This window comes from Beutenbergia cavernae DSM 12333 (assembly GCF_000023105.1).
Taxonomy (GTDB): Bacteria; Actinomycetota; Actinomycetes; order Actinomycetales; family Beutenbergiaceae; genus Beutenbergia; species Beutenbergia cavernae.
Window position 1 is genome coordinate 1,855,938 of sequence record NC_012669.1, and the last position, 16,734, is coordinate 1,872,671.

A 16,734-nucleotide genomic window follows, 5' to 3' on the forward strand; every position below is an offset into this window, starting at 1 on the left:
CCACGTCATTCTTCCCGGCGACCCGCCTCGTCCGCGCGTTCGCCGCGCTCGTCGTGGTCGGACAGCTCCAGCACCGCGTCGGCCGCGCCGAGCGGCTCGCGTCGGTGCGTCACGAGCACCACCGTGCGGTCGTCGGACGCGGCGAGGAGGTCGGTGACGAGCGCGTCCGCGCGCTCGGGCTCGAGGTGCTCGGCGGGCTCGTCCAGGAGCAGGACGGGGGCCGGTGCCAGGAGCGCCCGGGCGAGGAGCAGACGACGTCGCTCGCCGCCGGAGACCGCGGCCCCGTCCTCGCCGAGATCCTCCTCGAGCCCGCCGGGCAGCGCGCCCACCCACGCGCCGATCCCGGCGCGGTCCAGCGCGGCGCGCGCCTCGGCCGGCTGGACGTCGCCGCGTGCGACCCGCAGGTTCTCCAGGACGGACGTCGCGAACACGTGCGCGTCCTCAGCGGTGAACGCGACCCGGGCCGAGCGCGCCGGCCCGCGCAGGAGGTACGGGTCGACGTCGTCGATCCGCACGGTCCCGGCGCGCGGCGGCAGGAGGCCGGCGAGCGTGAGCAGGAGCGTGGTCTTGCCGACGCCGCTCGGCCCGACGATCGCGACGCTGCGGCCGGGGTCGACGTCGAGGTCGAGGCCCGACCCGAGCGCCGGTCCGCCCGGCCATCCCCACGACAGGCCGCGCGCCGTGATCCGGCCCGCCCCGGTGGTCCCTCCGGTTGCCGCGTCGGCGGGGGCGGGGCCCGCGGCGTCGAGCAGCGCCATGATCCGCGCGGCCGCCGCGCTCGAGCGGCGCAGCTGGGTGGCCGCCGCCGGGAGCGCGTTCGTGGCCTCGAACGCCGCGAGGGGCACCAGGACGACGACGGCGAGCTCGGTCGCGGCGAGGCCGCCCGCGACGTGGGCGGTGATCCCCACGACGAGGGCACCCAGCACGGCGACGCCGGTGCTCAGGGCCGAGACTGCCGCCGCGGCAGCGACCGGGCGGGCACTCTCCCGCTGCGCGGCGGCCAGGTCGGCCTCGGCCGAGCGGAGCGCGGTGACGACGTCGCCGCGTCGGCCGTCGACGGCGAGCTCGGCCGCGTCGTCCACGAGCCGGGACGCGGCCGCCGCGATCCTGGCGCGGGCGCCGACCCGAGCGGCCTCGGTCGCCGCGTCACGGCGGGCCGCGAGAGCGGGCACGGCCAGCCCGTTCACGGCGAGGCACACCGCGAGCACCGCGGCGGCGGCGGGGGAGAAGCACGCGACCAGCACCACCGAGCCCGCGGACACGATGACGGCCACGCCGGCGGGCAGGAGCGCCCGCACGACGACGTCCCCGACGTCGTCGACGTCGACCCCGGTGCGCGCGAGCAGGTCCCCGCGGCGCACGGAGGCGAGCACCTCGGTGCGCCCGCCGGCGAGCCGCTCGTACACCGTGGTGCGCAGGTTGACCACGCCGCGCAGCGCCACGTCGTGCCCGGCGAGCCGCTCCAGGTAGCGCAGCACCCCGCGGGAGATGCCGAGCGCTCGCACCGAGACGACCGCCACCGTGAGGTGGAGCACGGGCGGCATCTGCGACGCGCGGGCGATGAGCCAGGCCGACGCGGCGGCCAGCCCGACGGCGCTCGCCAGGGCGAGCGAGCCGAGGAGGAGCGCGCGGACCAGCGGCCACCGGGGCAGGGCCAGGAGGGCGACGGCACGCCGCAGGTCACCCACCGTCGACCCTGACCACATGGTCGGCGGCGGCGAGCGTCGTCGGACGATGGGCGATGACGACGACGGCGGCGCCGGCGTCGGCGGCGCCGCGGAGGGCGGCGAGCACCTCGGCCTCGGCCAGCGGGTCCAGGTGGGCGGTCGGCTCGTCGACGACGACGAGCCGGGCGCCGCGGGCGAGCGCCGCCGTGAGCGCGAGGCGCTGGGACTCGCCCACCGACACGCCGACGGTGAGCCCGGTCCCGCCCTGCCCGAGCGCCGTCGTCCAGCCCCCGCGGCGGGCGACGACGCGGTCGAGGCCGGTCGCCGCGGCCGCCTGCACGACGTGGTCCGACGTGCCTCCCGCCCGTTCGGCGACGCTCCCGGGGCCGAACGACGGACGCTGCGGCACCCACGCGACCTGCGCCCACCACGCCGCGGGGTCGACGTCCTCCAGCGGCGTCCCCGCCTCGCCCGTCGGCGTCGAGTCGTCCACGAGCCGGACCCCGCCCGCGTCGGCGGGCTGCAGCCCCAGCATCGCCATCGCCGTCGTGGTCTTGCCGGATCCGCTCGGCCCCGCGAGCGCGAGGATCTCGCCCGGCCGGATCACGGCGTCCACGGATCGTGGCGCCCAGTAGCCGCGCTCACCCGCCCGCACGCCGAGGCCGCGCACCTCGATCCGGGACCAGTCCGGCACCGGGAGCGTGCCGCTCGCCGGCAGCGGTTCGTCGAGGACGGCGAACGTGCGCTCGGCCGCCGCGACGCCGTCGGCCGAGGCGTGGAAGTGGGTGCCGACCATCCGCAGCGGGAGGTAGACCTCCGGGGCGAGGACGAGCACCGTCAGTCCGGTGACGAGCGTGAGGTCGCCCTCGACCAGGCGCAGACCGATCCCGACGGCGACGAGCGCGACACCGAGCGTGGCGAGCAGCTCGAGCACGCCGCCCGACAGGAACGCGACCCGCAGCGTGGACATCGTGGTCCGGCGGTAGGCCTCGCCGAGCCGGCGCACCCGGGTGCCCGGTCCGACCTCCCGGCCCAGAGCCCGCAGCGTGGTGAGCCCCGCCAGGAGGTCCAGCAGCTGGGCTCCCTGCCGCTCGAGCACCGCGAGGCGGCCGCGGGCGAACGTCGCGGTGGTGACCCCCACGAGCCACATGAACAGCGGGACGAGCGGCAGCGTGAACGCGAGGAGCAGTCCGGAGAGGAGGTCCTGCGTGAGGACGACGGCGAGCGTCGCGGGCGTGAGCGTCGCGGCGAGCAGCAGCTGGGGCAGGTACCGGACGAGGTACGGCTCGAGGTCGTCGAGGCCGCGGGTCGCGAGCACGACGACGCCGGCTCCGTGCTCCGTGCGCCACCGGTGGGGCAGCCGTGTGGCGTGGTCGAGCAGCCGCCCCCGCAGCTCGCCGATCACCTGGGCGGCGCTCGCGTGCGCCGTCCGCTCAGCGGCCCACGCCAAGACGGCGCGAGCCACCACGGCGACGGCGAGGACGACGAGCGGCGTGCGGACGTCGGCGAGTGTCGCGGTGCCCGAGACCACGGGGGCGAGCGCCTGCGCGATCGCGAACGCGCTGACGACGACGCACGCCGTCACCCCGATCGCGAACGCGGCGCTCGCGAGGACCCAGCCGCGGACCGAGCGGGCCTCGCGCAGCAGGCGGGGGTCCAGGGGCTTCACCCGCGCTCGCTCCTCGGTGCGAGGACGAGGCCGGTGTGCGGCGGGATGACCTCACGGATGAGGCGCTTGCGGAACACCCAGTACGTCCAGCCCTGGTAGGCGAGCACGAGCGGGGTGAGGAAGCCCGCGACCCACGTCATGAGCGTCAGCGTGTACGGCGTCGAGGAGGCGTTCGAGATCGTCAGGGAGAACGCCGGGTCGATCGAGGAGGGCATGACGGCGGGGAACATGCTGCCGAACACCAGGACGACGGCGCTCGCGATCGCGATCGCGCTCAGCGTGAACGCCCAGCCCTCGCGGCGGCGGGCGGTCGCGACGACGACGCCGACGAGCGCGAGCGCGGCCACGGCCAGCGCCACCCACGTCCACGCGTTGCGCGAGTAGGCCACCTGCGCCCAGAGCGCCCAGGCCGCTGTCACGACGAGCGTGACCGGCGCGAGCCGGGCAGCCACCGTCTGCGCCCGGCGCGAGTAGTCGCCGGCCGTCTTCAGCGCGAGGAAGACGGCGCCGTGCGTGAGGAACAGCAGCGTGGTGACGACGCCGCCCAGCAGCGCGAACGGCGACAGCAGCGACGTGAGACCGCCGACCATCTGGAAGTCGGCGTCGATCGGGACCCCGCGCACGAAGTTGGCGAACGCGACGCCCCACAGGACCGCCGGCACCCACGAGCCGATCGTGATGGCCCAGTCCCACCGGGCACGCCAGGCGTCGTCGTCGATCTTGCCCCGGTACTCGAACGCCACGCCGCGCACGATCAGGGCGACGAGGATGGCGAGCAGGGGCAGGTAGAAGCCGGAGAAGAGGGTGGCGTACCACTCCGGGAACGCGGCGAACGTCGCGCCGCCGGCGACGATGAGCCACACCTCGTTCCCGTCCCACACGGGCCCGATGGTGTTGATCGCGAGGCGCCGGTCGGTGTCGTCCTTCGCGAGCGGGCGCATGAGCATCCCGACGCCGAAGTCGAACCCCTCGAGCACGAGGTAGCCGACCCAGAGCAGGGCGATGAGGACGAACCACACGAGTGCGAGATCCATGGCGTCTCCTTGGGACGTGACGTCTCAGTACGCGAAGTCGAGCCGGGCGGCGTCGTCGCGGGCGTCGTCCGGTGGGTTCTCCGCGGACGCGACGGGCCCGGCCGCCTCGGGCACGCCCTTGGCCGCGTACCGGCGGATGAGCGTGAACCAGACGACCGCGAGCACGCCGTACAGGACCGTGAAGACGATGAGCGACGTCAGGACGGTGGACGCCGGGACGACCGTCGAGACGCCGTCGTACGTGAGGAGCCGGATCATGTCGACGCCGGTCGGGTTCGGCGCCACGACCCACGGCTGCCGCCCCATCTCGGTGAAGATCCACCCGAACGACGACGCCACGAACGGAGCGGGGATCGCGATCAGGCACAGCCGGGAGAACCATCGCGCGTCGGTGACGCGGCCGCGTCTGAGGAGCCACATCCCCGCCACGGCGAGCGCGGCCGAGAAGACGGCGAAGCCGATCATCAGGCGGAAGCTCCAGTACGTCACAGCGAGGTTCGGCGTGTACTGCGGGCCCCCGCCGTACCGGGCGCTGTACTCCTCCTGCACGTCCTCGACGCCGGGCAGGTAGCCGTCGAAGCTGCCCGTGCCGAGGAACGACGTCAGACCGGGGATCGCGATGACGTGCTGCACGCCCTCGCACGAGTTGGACAGGTCGCCGATCGTCAGGATCGAGAAGTCCGCACCGTACTCGCTCTCGCACAGCGCCTCGGCGGCGGCCATCTTGCCCGGCTGCTGCTCGTACATGAGCTTCGCCTGCCAGTCGCCAGAGACGGCGACGCCGGCGCCGCTCACCACGATCGTCGCCAGGCCCAGGATCGCCGCCGGCCGGTACACCGTGCGCGCGAGATCGACGTCGCCCGCCCGGACGCTCCGCACGATCCACCAGCCGGCGACGCCCGCCACGAACGTGCCGGCGACGAGGAAGGCGGCGGACACCGTGTGCGGGAAGGCCGCGAGCAGGGTGTTGTTCGTGAGCACGGCGCCGAAGTCCACGAGCTCGGCGCGCCCGGTGTCCGGGTTGAAGATCGCACCGACCGGGTGCTGCATCCACGAGTTCGCGGCCAGGATGAAGTACGCGGACGCGTTGACCGCCACCGCGACGGCCCAGATGCACAGCAGGTGCACGAGCTTCGGCAGTCGCTCCCAGCCGAAGATCCACAGGCCGAGGAACGTCGACTCGACGAAGAACGCCGCGAGGCCCTCGATCGCCAGGGGAGCGCCGAAGACGTCGCCGACGAACCGGGAGTACTCGCTCCAGTTCATCCCGAACTGGAACTCCTGGACGATGCCCGTGACGACGCCGAGCGCGAAGTTGATGAGCAGGAGCTTCCCGAAGAACTTCGTCAGCCGCAGCCAGTGGTCCTTGCCCGTGACGTACCAGGCGGTCTGCATGATGGCGACGAGCGGGGCGAGCCCGATCGTCAGCGGCACGAAGATGAAGTGGTAGACGGTGGTGATGCCGAACTGCCAGCGGGCGAGCTCGAGCGCGTCCATGCGACTCCCTACGACGTGCGAACGGGCGGGTGAACGCCACCCTAGGAACGCCCGTCGCGCCTCGGCTGGGACCTTGGTCCCCCACCGCGGCAACCACATCGTGAGACAGTTCGCCGCCGGCGCGTGGCGGGTCGTTCGCGGTACCCGTGTGCGATACTGACGACTGGTCGAAGGGCACCACACCCGCCCCGAGACCCGACGACGTCCCGGCGCCGCCCGGGTTCCTCGCACCGCCGTGTCGCGACGTGCAGGAGCCTCACCGCGAGCGTGAGCCAGCGGACGTCGCCGGCCCCGCCGTCGCGCATCCAGCGCGAGGCGGGCACACCACGACTTCCGGTGTCGGCACGCCGTCACCGACGAACCGCCTTCGGGACCCGGAGGGTGTGGCGGGTATCCCCTGGGCACCGGAGCGTCCGAGCAGTGTCAGAGCCCACGAACGAAGCGCCCACCAACGACGAGCCCACCGAGGCCGCACCGGCGCCACGCCGCCGCGGCCCGCGGCGCGCCAGCCGGGGGGTGACGACGCCCGTGGCGCCGGACCCCGCCGTCGAGGCCGCCGCACCGGAGCCTGAGCCTGAGCCGGCCCCCGTGCCCGCCCCCGAGCCCGAGGCGCCGCCCGAGCCCTCCGCCGAGCCGGCCGACGCCGAGGTGCCGGTCGAGGACGACGCACCGCCCTCCCGCGCGACGTTCTCGCACGCGGCACCGCCGGCACCCGAGCGCGACGCCGACCAGAGGCTCGACGTGTTCGCCGCCTTCGGCATCGGCGCGCAGGCGGCGACGCCCGAGCCCGCCGCGGCCGACGAGGTCGTGCCTGCGCCCGAGCCCGCCGCGGCGGACGAGGACGACGAAGAGCTGCCCGAGGGGGCCGAGGACGCCGAGGACGGACCCCGTCTGCCGGCTACCGCGCTGCTGTTCCAGGCGCCCGAGCCGCGGGCACGCTCCCGGCGTCGGGCGTCGTCGCCGGCCGGGCCGCCGAGCCCCGAGGATGCCGGCGAGCGACCGGCCTCCCCGGAGCACGTCGACGCGCCCTCTGAGGCGGCGGCGTCCGACGCCCCGGAGGCGGCCGAGCGTCCGAAGCGACGCAAGCGCAGGAAGTCGGGCGGCTCGGCCGAGCCCGAGGCCCCGGAGAAGACCGAGGACGCCGAGCAGGCGGCCACCGCCGCGCCGGACGAGGACGAGCCGGCCGACGGCGATGCCGCCGAGGCCGGCGCCGAGGGCGAGGGCCGCCGTCGTCGTCGCCGCGGAGGGCGGGGCCGCAAGAAGGCGGCGGCCACCGACGCCGAGGACGAGCCTGCGTCCGCTGCGCCGGACGAGGCGCCGGAGGCGGAGCCGGACGCCGAGTCCACGTCGCGACGTCGCCGCCGGCGGCGTTCCGGGCGCGCCGACGACGGCGCCCGCGCACGCGACGAGGTGACGGCGCTCAAGGGGTCGACGCGGCTCGAGGCGAAGCGCCAGCGACGCCGCGAGGGGCGCGACGCCGGACGCCGTCGGACCATCATCACGGAGGCGGAGTTCCTCGCCCGCCGCGAGGCCGTCGAACGCGCGATGGTCGTGCGGGAGCGCGACGGCCGCACGCAGATCGCCGTGCTCGAGGACGGCGTGCTCGTGGAGCACTACGTCGCCCGCAAGCAGCAGTCCTCGATGGTCGGCAACGTGTACCTGGGCCGCGTGCAGAACGTGCTGCCGAGCATGGAGGCGGCGTTCGTCGACCTCGGCAAGGGACGCAACGCGGTGCTGTACGCCGGTGAGGTGAACTGGGACGCCGCCGGGCTCGAGGGGCAGCCGCGCCGGATCGAGCAGGCGCTGTCGTCCGGCGACTCGGTGCTCGTGCAGGTGACGAAGGACCCGATCGGCCACAAGGGCGCGCGACTCACCTCGCAGATCACGCTCGCCGGGCGCTACCTCGTGCTCGTGCCGAGCGGGGCGATGACGGGGATCTCGCGCAAGCTCCCCGACACCGAGCGCGCCCGCCTGAAGAAGCTCCTCAAGGAGATCGTCCCCGACGGGCAGGGCGTCATCGTGCGCACGGCCGCGGAAGGGGCGAGCGAGGACGAGCTGCGCCGCGACGTCGAACGCCTGACCAAGCAGTGGGCGGACATCCAGACGAAGGTCAACGGCTCCGGTGGCACCGGCCGCAAGCCCCAGAAGGTGACGGCGCCTGCCCTGCTGAAGGGCGAGCCGGAGCTCGCGCTGCGCGTCGTCCGTGACGTGTTCAACGAGGACTTCTCCTCGCTCACGGTGTCCGGCGACGAGGCCTGGCACACGATCTCCGACTACCTCACGACCGTCGCGCCCGACCTCGCCCAGCGGCTGACCCACTGGACCGACGACGCGGACGTGTTCGCGCGGTTCCGGATCGACGAGCAGCTCGCCAAGGGGCTCGACCGCAAGGTCTGGCTCCCGTCCGGCGGCTCGCTCGTCATCGACCGCACCGAGGCGATGACCGTCGTCGACGTCAACACCGGGAAGTTCACCGGCTCGGGCGGCACGCTCGAGGAGACCGTCACCCGGAACAACCTCGAGGCCGCCGAGGAGATCGTCCGGCAGCTGAGGCTGCGGGACATCGGCGGGATCATCGTCATCGACTTCATCGACATGGTCCTCGAGTCCAACCGCGACCTCGTGCTGCGGCGGCTCATCGAGTGCCTCGGCCGGGACCGCACGCGGCACCAGGTCGCCGAGGTGACCTCCCTCGGTCTCGTCCAGATGACGCGCAAGCGCGTCGGGCAGGGCCTCGTCGAGGCGTTCAGCGAGACGTGCGAGCACTGCCACGGACGAGGCTTCGTGGTGCACACCGAGCCGTTCGAGGCGCAGCCCGTGGCGGAGGAGGAGACGCCGCGCGTCGGCCGGCGTCGCGGGTCCCGCTCGCGCGGTGCGGCGCAGCCCGCGCAGCCGGCGGAGGACGACGCCTCGGCGGCCGCCCGCGAGGCGGTGCGCGCGACGCTCGCGACCATCGCGGCCGCCGCGCAGCACGCGCACGAGAGCACCGATCGGCCCGAGGGCGACGACGGCGCGACGCCGTCCGCGGACGTGACGCCCGCCGAGGTCGACGAGGTCCAGCTGGTCGCCGTGGAGTCCGAGGTAGAGCCGGAGCCGGAGTCGCAGGCCGAGGCGGAGCCTCAGTCCGAGCCCGAGGTGGAGCCAGAGCCGGAGCCTCAGGCAGCGACCGAGGCGGACGGCGCAGCGCAGGACGAGCAGCAGCCGGCCGACGTCGCCGCGGACCCGGGCGAGGAGACCGAACCCAGCGACGCGTGAGGTTCAGCGTGCCGGGGCGCGCCCGTCCAGTGCGCGGTTGACGAGCATGAGGATCAGGGCCGCGCCCCAGGTCACGCCGAGGACGAGCACGCAGAGCAGGAACGAGCGGTCCGGTCCCCAGATCGTGACGAGGCACGGGACGAGCGCCCACGAGCCGAGGAGCATCGAACCGCGCAGCCGCGGGCCGGTCGTCCGGTCCGCGGAGCGGCGCGAGCCGGCGGTGAAGACGTCCTGCCCGAGCCGGGGGAGCGGCGGCGCCTCCTGATCGGCGAGCTCGAGGCCGGCGTCGCGCGCGAACGACTCGAGCCCGGCGAACCCTCGCGGAGCCCAGGTCGCCGCGTCCAGGACGAGACGCCAGTGCCCGGACCGGTCGGCCAGCGCGACGCCCCACGCCGTCCCGCCGTCGAGCAGCCGCACGATGCGGGTGACGCCGAGATCCGGGTCGCCCGGCCCGGGGATCCACGCCTCGTGGCCGCCGCCGCCCCGCACGAGCACCTCGCCTCCCACCAGGGCCAGGCGCGCCCGCCAGCGGAATCCCCACGGCGCCGCGCTCCGCGGTCGGTACGTGGCCGTGGCGCGCGGGCGCGGGACCCGGTCGGCCACGGCGTCGGCGATCCACGCGACCCACGGGTCCAGCACCGCCGCGGCCGTCAGGGCCACCATCACCCACGCGAACCACGAACGGCCGCCGCCCGGCCAGAGGACGAACGGCGTCGCCGCGACGACGTACGGTCCGAGCCCGCGCAGAACGGTGCCCGCGGGGGTCCCAGGCCCCAGGTCCGTGTCCCAGAACCGCAGCCGACCGCGGCGTCGCCGCAGGGCCGAGTCCGCCCGCGCGCCCAGGCCGCGGTACGGCTGGCGCTGCGGTCCGGGCCGGATCAGCCCGACGGTCGAGGCCGCCGCCGGCGGGTGGGCCACGCCCTGGCGCAGCGGGACCCCGACGGTGGCGGCGGCGTGGGCGAGCCCCGCGGCATCCAGGGCCCAGACCCCCCGGCGCACGCCGAGGGGTGCGTCCGGGATCGTCGGGTCGACCTGGGGCTGGTCGACGAGCACCTCGGGCTGCGCGAGCCAGTCCGCGATCGCGAACGTGCCGAGCGACCGGCCCTCGGCGTCGAGGAGGTGCACGGTGCCGAGCTCGTCGAACTCGCCGATCTCCGCGTACCGCTCCGCGTCGTCGTACCGCAGCTCGAGGGCCGTGACTCCCGGCGGCGGGACGTGCAGCATCGCCGCGATCGCGACGTCGTGACCGATGGACGTGCGGCCGGACGCGGTGACGGCGTCGACGCGCCCCGGCAGGAAGCGCAGCCGGGACCGCCTCGCCCAGCGGCGGGCCGGCGTCGCGCGCGGCGAGGCGCGCAGCTCGATCTCGCCGCCGAGGCCGGGGAGCCGGGGCATCCCGGGGCGGTCGAAGCCCCATGCCTGCGACGCGATGACGCCGCAGGCGCGCTCGACGTACGTCGCACCCATGGCGACACTGCCGAGCGGGCCGAGGCAGTTGCGAGCGGCGGCCCCGCGCCGGGGCGTCCCGCCGAGCCGGCTCACGGCCTGCGTGAGGTAGGTGAGGATGCCGCGCAGGCTCAGCGTCAGGCCGTAGATCCCGTCGCCGAGCGCGGGGACCTCGAGCGTGGCGGCGCCGAGCACGACGGGAGGATCCCCGGGGATCTCCAGGGTCTTGGCGCGGACGGCGGGCAGGTCGAGGTCCTGGATCCGCACCTCCGCGATCATCCGTCGCGCGGCGTCGAGCTGCCCGGCGGCGTACTCGAGCGCCTCCGTCAGGTCGGCGTCCACGCCGAGCCCGAGGGCGTCGGCGACGGCGACCTGCGCGCGCTCGACCTGGGAACCGGCCTCGGCCACCGGGTCGTCCGACAGGGCCAGCAACCTCGCCCCGGCGGTGCCCGGCGGCAGGGCCGGGATGCGGTCCGGCCTCTGCGCACCCGTCCGGACCACCAGGTCGGGGCCGGCGTCGTGGCGGCTCATCGAGCGCCCGGCAGCAGCGTCGTGTCGAGCCGGTCCTCGACGGCGTGACCGCCGTCGGGCCGCACGACCCAGGCGGCCGCGCCGCGCGTCTCGCTCACCGCGCCCACGAGCTCCGTGCCGCGGTAGTGCAGGCCGACGCCGTCGTCGGTGCAGTACGTCTCGCCGAGCAGGCCTTCGGCGACGAACCGGTGCACGGCGGGCCTCCTGCTCGCCTCGGAGTCGTAGTGGACGCCGTTGTCGTAGGGGAGCAGGCCCAGCCCGTTCGTGACCGGGCGCAGGTCCGGTCCGAACGAGTCGGTGACGCCGCCCCGGTGCCAGCAGATCGAGCCGGCGCTCACGCCGGCGAGCACGACGCCCGACTCCCAGGCCCGCCGCATGACGTCGTCCAGGCCGTGCACCCGCCACACCGCGAGGAGGTTGGCGACCGAACCGCCGTCGACCCAGACGACGTCGTGGTCGAGCACGTACCCGGCCACGTCCTCGACGTTCGGCATCGAGAACAGCTGGAGCACGTCCAACCGGACGCCGGCGAGGCGTGCGGCCTCGTGCATCGCTGCGGCGCGGTAGGCCTGGTCCCCGCCGGCGGTGCCGACGTAGCAGACGCGCGGCGTGCCCGTCGCCCCGGCCAGGTCGACGGCGTGCGTCACGAGCGGGCCGAACTCGAGCGTGCGGTCGCCGTGCCGGTAGCCACCGGAGGTCGCGAGGATCGTCGGGGCGTCGGCGGGCATCTGGTGGCTCCTGGTCGGCTGAGGGTGGCCCCGGCAGACTACCGAGTGGCCGAGCGGTGGCGGTCCCCGACCGCCTGGACCATGCTCGATCTCGGGCGTCACCCGGGCGCCACACCACGAGGAGGTCGTGATGGCGGGAACTGTGGCTCGGATCACGCACATCAGTGCACGGTCGGACTCGAGCTTCGAGGACGCGGTGAAGGTCGGCGTCGAGCGTGCGAGCGCGACGTTGCGCAACGTCACCGGGGCGTGGGTGAAGGAGCAGAAGGTCGAGCTCTCCGACGGCGCGATCGTGTCGTGGCAGGTCGTGCTCGAGGTGACGTTCGTCCTGGACTGAGACCGGTTCCGGGCCGGCGCCCGGACCGCATCAGGGCCCATTTGACCCTGGTCGCCGCGTTCCGTACCCTGGACCGTCGGCGCGCTCGTCATGCGCGCAACCCCTGTGTGCCTGTGATCGTGGGCTGCGCGTGTGCGCACCGCGGCTGGTCACGCACAGCTGACGAGGAGAGAAATGGTGTACGCGATCGTCAAGGCCGGTGGCCGGCAGGAGAAGGTCTCTGTCGGTGACATCGTCGTGGTCGACAGGGTCGGCGGCGAGGTGGGCGACACGATCGAGCTCACGCCGATCCTGCTCGTCGACGGCGACAAGGTCACGAACGGCAAGGACCTGGCCGACGTGCGGGTCTCCGCCGAGATCGTGCGGCCCGAGAAGGGCCCGAAGATCACGATCCTCAAGTTCAAGAACAAGACGGGGTACCGCAAGCGTCAGGGTCACCGGCAGAAGCTGACCCGGCTCAAGGTCACCGACATCGCCTGACCACCTTTCCAGCGAGACCCAGAAAGCAGGTGTGCAGTGGCACACAAGAAGGGCGCAAGCTCCTCCCGCAACGGCCGTGACTCCAACGCGCAGCGCCTCGGTGTCAAGCGCTTCGGCGGTCAGGTCGTCAAGGCGGGCGAGATCATCGTCCGGCAGCGCGGCACGCACTTCCACCCCGGTGACGGTGTGGGGCGCGGCAAGGACGACACGCTGTTCGCGCTCCAGCCGGGTTCCGTGCAGTTCGGCACGCGCCGCGGCCGGAAGGTCATCGACGTCGTCTCCGTCGACGCCTGACCCCACGTCTCCGTAGAAGGGGCGCACCGAGCTCGGTGCGCCCCTTCTGCCTTTCCAGGTGAGGATGTAGTCCGATGGCCTCGTTCGTCGACCGCGTGACGCTGCACGCCGTCGGTGGTGACGGCGGGAACGGGTGCGTGTCGGTGCACCGCGAGAAGTTCAAGCCCCTCGGCGGCCCCGACGGCGGGAACGGCGGCGACGGCGGCGCCGTCATCCTCGCCGTCGACCCCCAGGTCACGACGCTGCTCGACTACCACCACCGCCCGCACCGGAGCGCTCGGTCCGGGACGCAGGGCAAGGGCGACCTGCGGCACGGCAAGGGGGGCGACGACGTCGTCCTCCCGGTGCCGTCCGGCACGGTCGTGCGCGCGGCGGACGGCGAGATCCTCGCCGACCTCGTCGGGCCGGGCGAGACGTTCGTCGTCGCGTCCGGCGGCCGGGGCGGGCTCGGCAACGCCGCACTCGCCTCCCAGCGCCGGAAGGCGCCCGGGTTCGCGCTGCTGGGTGAACCCGGCGAGGAGCGCGACATCGTGCTCGAGCTGAAGTCCGTCGCCGACGTGGCACTGGTGGGCTACCCGAGCGCCGGGAAGTCCTCGCTCGTGGCGGCGATGTCCGCGGCGCGGCCGAAGATCGCCGACTACCCGTTCACCACGCTGACCCCGAACCTCGGCGTGGTCGAGGCGGGCAGCGAGCGCTTCACCGTCGCCGACGTCCCCGGCCTGATCCCCGGGGCGAGCGAGGGCCGCGGCCTCGGGCTCGAGTTCCTCCGGCACATCGAACGCTGCGCGGTGATCGTGCACGTGATCGACTGCGCGACGCTCGAGCCGCGCCGCGACCCGCTGACGGACCTGGACGTGATCCTGGCGGAGCTGGCGGCGTACGCCCCCGACCTCGACATCGCCGGCGGTCGGACGCCGCTGCTGGAACGTCCCCAGCTGATCGCGCTCAACAAGATCGACGTGCCCGAGGCGCGGGAGCTCGCCGAGCTGGTCCGGCCCGAGCTGGAGGAGCGCGGCTACCGCGTCGTCGAGATCTCGACGGCGTCCCACGAGGGTCTGCGCTCCCTCTCCTTCGCGCTGGCGGAGCTCGTCACCCAGGCGCGCGCCGCGGAGCCCACGCCCGTGCCGGCCCGCGCCGTGCTTCGCCCTCGTGCGATCGGCGAGCGCGACTTCACGGTGACGCGCCGTGGCGGCTCGGACGGGCCGTACTACGAGGTGCTCGGCGGGAAGCCGGAGCGGTGGGTGCGGCAGACCGACTTCACCAACGACGAGGCGGTCGGTTACCTCGCGGACCGGCTCGCGCGGCTCGGGGTCGAGGACGAGCTCCTCAAGGCCGGGGCGATCGCGGGCGACACCGTGGTGATCGGGACGGACGGCGTCGTCTTCGACTGGGAGCCGACGATGATGACGGGGCCGGAGCTGCTCGCGCCGCGCGGGACCGACGTCCGGATGGACGAGCCGCGCAGGCGCAGCCGCAGGGAACGGCGCGAGGCGTTCCACGAGCGGATGGACGCCAAGTCCGCGGCGCGCGAGGAGCTCTGGACGGACCGGGAGCGGGGCGTGTGGACCGACTCGGCGGCTGAGCCGGTCGACGAGACGGCGCCCGCGGACCCGCCCGACGACGGTGCCCGGTGAGCGTCGACAGCGAGCTCACGCGGGCCGGCCTGCCGCAGGCGCACCGGATCGTCGTCAAGGTCGGCTCCTCGTCGCTGACCGAGGGCGGCGGCTCGCTCGACGTCGCGGCCCTGCGCGCCCTCGTGGAGGTGTTCGCGGCCCGACGTCGGAGCGGCGGGCAGGTCGTCCTCGTGTCGTCGGGCGCGATCGCCGCGGGCATCGCGCCCCTCGGGCTCAGCAGCCGGCCCCGGGATCTCGCGACGCAGCAGGCCGCCGCGAGCGTGGGTCAGGGCCTGCTCATGGCGCACTACACCCAGGCGTTCGCCCAGCACGGGCTCCGCGTGGCACAGGTGCTGCTCACCGCGGAGGACGTGGTCCGGCGCGGGCAGTACAAGAACGCTCAGCGCGCGCTCGAGCGCCTGCTCGCGCTCGGGGTCGTGCCGATCATCAACGAGAACGACGCCGTCGCCACCGACGAGATCCGGTTCGGCGACAACGACCGTCTCGCGGCGCTCGTCTCGCACGTGGTGCAGGCCGACGCGCTCGTCCTGCTCACCGACGTCGACGCCCTGTACGACGCGCCTCCGGCGTCGCCCCTCGCGCGGCGCATCGCCCGCGTGCGGACGGCGCGGGAGCTCGACGAGGTCGCCGTCACCGGCCGGGGGAGCGGCGTCGGCACCGGCGGGATGGTCACGAAGGTCGAGGCGGCGGCGATCGCGACCGGTGCGGGCATCCCGACGCTCGTGGCCGCCGCGTCGCAGGCGGGCCGGGCGCTCGACGGCGACGACGTCGGCACGTGGTTCGACGCCCGCGGGCGCCGGATCCGCACCCGCCGGCTGTGGCTCGCGCACGCGGCCCACACCCGGGGGCGCCTGCAGCTGGACGACGGCGCCGTGCGCGCGATCACGCACGGCAAGCGGTCGCTGCTCGCCGCCGGCGTGACCGGTGTCGAGGGCCACTTCGAACCGGGCGACCCGGTCGACCTCGTGGCGCCGACCGGCGAGATCGTCGCCCGCGGCCTCGTGGCCTACTCGAGCGAGGAGCTCCCGGAACGCCTGGGGCGCAGCTCGCACGAGCTCCGCGAGCTGTTCGGCGACGGGCACAACCGGACAGTCGTGCACCGCGACGACCTCGTCGTCGTCCATCGCCGCGCCTGAGCGGACCGCGACCCGGACGGCGCACGGCCGGCCCGCGGCGCGCGGGTAGGGTGCCGGGCGTGACCTCCGACGCCCAGCGGGAGCTCGACGCCGTCGTCCTCGGCGAGTCGATGGTGTCCCTCGCGACCCCGGGCACGCGGTTCGCCGCCACGCCCTCGCTCGCCGTCGGCGTCGCGGGGGCGGAGGGCAACGTGGCCATCGGCCTGGCACGCCTCGGTCGCGCGACGTCCTTCCTCGGCGCCGTCGGTGCCGATCCGATGGGCGAGACGATCCGGCGTACGCTGCGCGGCGAGGGCGTCGACACGACGCACCTGCGCACCGACCCCGCCCACCCCACCGGGCTCATGGTCAAGGAGGTCGTCGGGCCTGACGACGTCCGCGTCTACTACTACCGGTCGACGTCCGCGTTCGCGCACGCCGGCGCGGACCTCGGCGCCGCCCCGCCGTCGTCGCGGCTCGTCCACGCCACCGGCATCACCGCGGCGCTCGGTGACGGGCCCGCCGCCGCGCTGCGGACGTTCGTCACCGGGGCGAAGGCGCGGGGCGCCGTCGTCAGCTTCGACATGAACCTGCGCCGTCGCCTGACCACCGAGGCCGACGCCGCCCGCACCACCCGGGACCTGCTGCCCGACGTCGACCACCTGCTCCTCAGCGGCGAGGAGGCCCAGGTGCTGACCGGGCACGCCGACCCGCACCGCGCGATGGCGGCGCTCCTGGCCGACGGCGTCCCGACCGTCGTCGTCCGCCTCGGCGAGGAGGGGGCGATGGCCACGGACGGGGACGCCGAGGTGGAGATCCCGGCCGCGCCCGCCCGCGTCGTCGACACGGTCGGCGCCGGTGACGCGTTCACCGCCGGCTACCTGCACGTCGTGCTCGACGGCGGCCCGCTGCCCGACGCCGTCCGCTCGGGCGCGTGGACGGCCGCCCGCGTCGTCGAGCACCACGGCGACTACACCGGATTCCCACCCCTGGCGGAGTACGAGGACTGGCGGGCGCAGCGCGCGACGCTGCAACGCTGAAGGAGAG

The 16,734-nt window shown here is 74.7% G+C and carries 13 protein-coding genes; 7 read left to right on the forward strand and 6 right to left on the reverse strand.

Features of this window, described 5'->3' with window-relative positions; all coding sequences use genetic code 11:
- Positions 1-5: 5 nt before the first annotated feature.
- Genes cydC through BCAV_RS08140 form a run of 4 tightly spaced genes read right to left on the reverse strand, consistent with a single transcriptional unit; the run spans position 6 to position 5,867 of the window.
- The gene (gene cydC, locus BCAV_RS08125; RefSeq protein ID WP_015882110.1) at positions 6-1,688 is read right to left on the reverse strand and encodes a thiol reductant ABC exporter subunit CydC; all 1,683 of its coding nucleotides are present in this window, start codon (positions 1,686-1,688) and stop codon (positions 6-8) included.
- Positions 1,681-3,336: a thiol reductant ABC exporter subunit CydD gene (cydD, locus tag BCAV_RS08130; RefSeq protein WP_015882111.1), complete on the reverse strand. Its 1,656-nt coding sequence runs from the start codon at positions 3,334-3,336 to the stop codon at positions 1,681-1,683. Before cydD ends, cydC begins: the two co-directional genes overlap by 8 nt.
- The gene (gene cydB / locus BCAV_RS08135; protein ID WP_015882112.1) at positions 3,333-4,370 is read right to left on the reverse strand and encodes a cytochrome d ubiquinol oxidase subunit II; all 1,038 of its coding nucleotides are present in this window, start codon (positions 4,368-4,370) and stop codon (positions 3,333-3,335) included. The genes cydD and cydB overlap by 4 nt, the downstream gene beginning before the upstream one ends.
- Positions 4,371-4,394: 24 nt before the next feature.
- On the reverse strand, positions 4,395-5,867 hold the full coding sequence (locus tag BCAV_RS08140) for a cytochrome ubiquinol oxidase subunit I (protein WP_015882113.1): 1,473 nt from the start codon (positions 5,865-5,867) through the stop codon (positions 4,395-4,397).
- 420 nt (positions 5,868-6,287) lie between these two features.
- Here BCAV_RS08140 and BCAV_RS08145 point away from each other — a divergent pair, with 420 nt between their 5' ends.
- Positions 6,288-9,122 carry an Rne/Rng family ribonuclease gene (locus tag BCAV_RS08145; RefSeq protein WP_015882114.1) on the forward strand — a complete coding sequence of 945 codons (2,835 nt, stop codon included), beginning with the start codon at positions 6,288-6,290 and terminating at the stop codon, positions 9,120-9,122.
- A 3-nt stretch (positions 9,123-9,125) separates the two neighbouring features.
- Here the strand turns inward: BCAV_RS08145 and BCAV_RS08150 are convergent, their stop codons facing one another.
- Positions 9,126-11,099: a hypothetical protein gene (locus BCAV_RS08150; protein ID WP_015882115.1), complete on the reverse strand. Its 1,974-nt coding sequence runs from the start codon at positions 11,097-11,099 to the stop codon at positions 9,126-9,128.
- Complete coding sequence (locus BCAV_RS08155; protein WP_015882116.1) at positions 11,096-11,827, reverse strand: Type 1 glutamine amidotransferase-like domain-containing protein; 732 nt, start codon at positions 11,825-11,827, stop codon at positions 11,096-11,098. The genes BCAV_RS08150 and BCAV_RS08155 overlap by 4 nt, the downstream gene beginning before the upstream one ends.
- 130 nt (positions 11,828-11,957) lie before the next feature.
- Between BCAV_RS08155 and BCAV_RS08160 the strand changes: the two genes are divergently transcribed.
- From BCAV_RS08160 to BCAV_RS08185, 6 genes are all read left to right on the forward strand, one after another.
- Complete coding sequence (locus BCAV_RS08160; RefSeq protein ID WP_015882117.1) at positions 11,958-12,164, forward strand: dodecin family protein; 207 nt, start codon at positions 11,958-11,960, stop codon at positions 12,162-12,164.
- 174 nt (positions 12,165-12,338) lie between these two features.
- Positions 12,339-12,644 carry a 50S ribosomal protein L21 gene (rplU, locus tag BCAV_RS08165; protein WP_015882118.1) on the forward strand — a complete coding sequence of 102 codons (306 nt, stop codon included), beginning with the start codon at positions 12,339-12,341 and terminating at the stop codon, positions 12,642-12,644.
- A gap of 36 nt (positions 12,645-12,680) precedes the next feature.
- On the forward strand, positions 12,681-12,938 hold the full coding sequence (gene rpmA / locus BCAV_RS08170) for a 50S ribosomal protein L27 (protein ID WP_015882119.1): 258 nt from the start codon (positions 12,681-12,683) through the stop codon (positions 12,936-12,938).
- A 74-nt stretch (positions 12,939-13,012) separates the two neighbouring features.
- Positions 13,013-14,572 carry a GTPase ObgE gene (gene obgE, locus BCAV_RS08175; protein ID WP_015882120.1) on the forward strand — a complete coding sequence of 520 codons (1,560 nt, stop codon included), beginning with the start codon at positions 13,013-13,015 and terminating at the stop codon, positions 14,570-14,572.
- The gene (gene proB / locus BCAV_RS08180) at positions 14,569-15,708 is read left to right on the forward strand and encodes a glutamate 5-kinase (RefSeq protein ID WP_015882121.1); all 1,140 of its coding nucleotides are present in this window, start codon (positions 14,569-14,571) and stop codon (positions 15,706-15,708) included. The genes obgE and proB overlap by 4 nt, the downstream gene beginning before the upstream one ends.
- Positions 15,709-15,767: 59 nt before the next feature.
- A complete protein-coding gene (locus tag BCAV_RS08185; RefSeq protein WP_015882122.1) occupies positions 15,768-16,727 on the forward strand; it encodes a sugar kinase in 960 nt (319 codons plus the stop codon).
- Positions 16,728-16,734 lie beyond the last annotated feature (7 nt).

Bases quoted from the DNA above. Each gene is read 5' to 3' on its own strand.
- cydB (WP_015882112.1), bottom strand. From the start codon at position 4,370: ATGGATCTCGCACTCGTGTGGTTCGTCCTCATCGCCCTGCTCTGGGTC.
- BCAV_RS08140 (WP_015882113.1), bottom strand. From the start codon at position 5,867: ATGGACGCGCTCGAGCTCGCCCGCTGGCAGTTCGGCATCACCACCGTC.
- BCAV_RS08150 (WP_015882115.1), bottom strand. From the start codon at position 11,099: ATGAGCCGCCACGACGCCGGCCCCGACCTGGTGGTCCGGACGGGTGCG.
- BCAV_RS08155 (WP_015882116.1), bottom strand. From the start codon at position 11,827: ATGCCCGCCGACGCCCCGACGATCCTCGCGACCTCCGGTGGCTACCGG.
- BCAV_RS08160 (WP_015882117.1), top strand. From the start codon at position 11,958: ATGGCGGGAACTGTGGCTCGGATCACGCACATCAGTGCACGGTCGGAC.
- rplU (WP_015882118.1), top strand. From the start codon at position 12,339: ATGGTGTACGCGATCGTCAAGGCCGGTGGCCGGCAGGAGAAGGTCTCT.
- obgE (WP_015882120.1), top strand. From the start codon at position 13,013: ATGGCCTCGTTCGTCGACCGCGTGACGCTGCACGCCGTCGGTGGTGAC.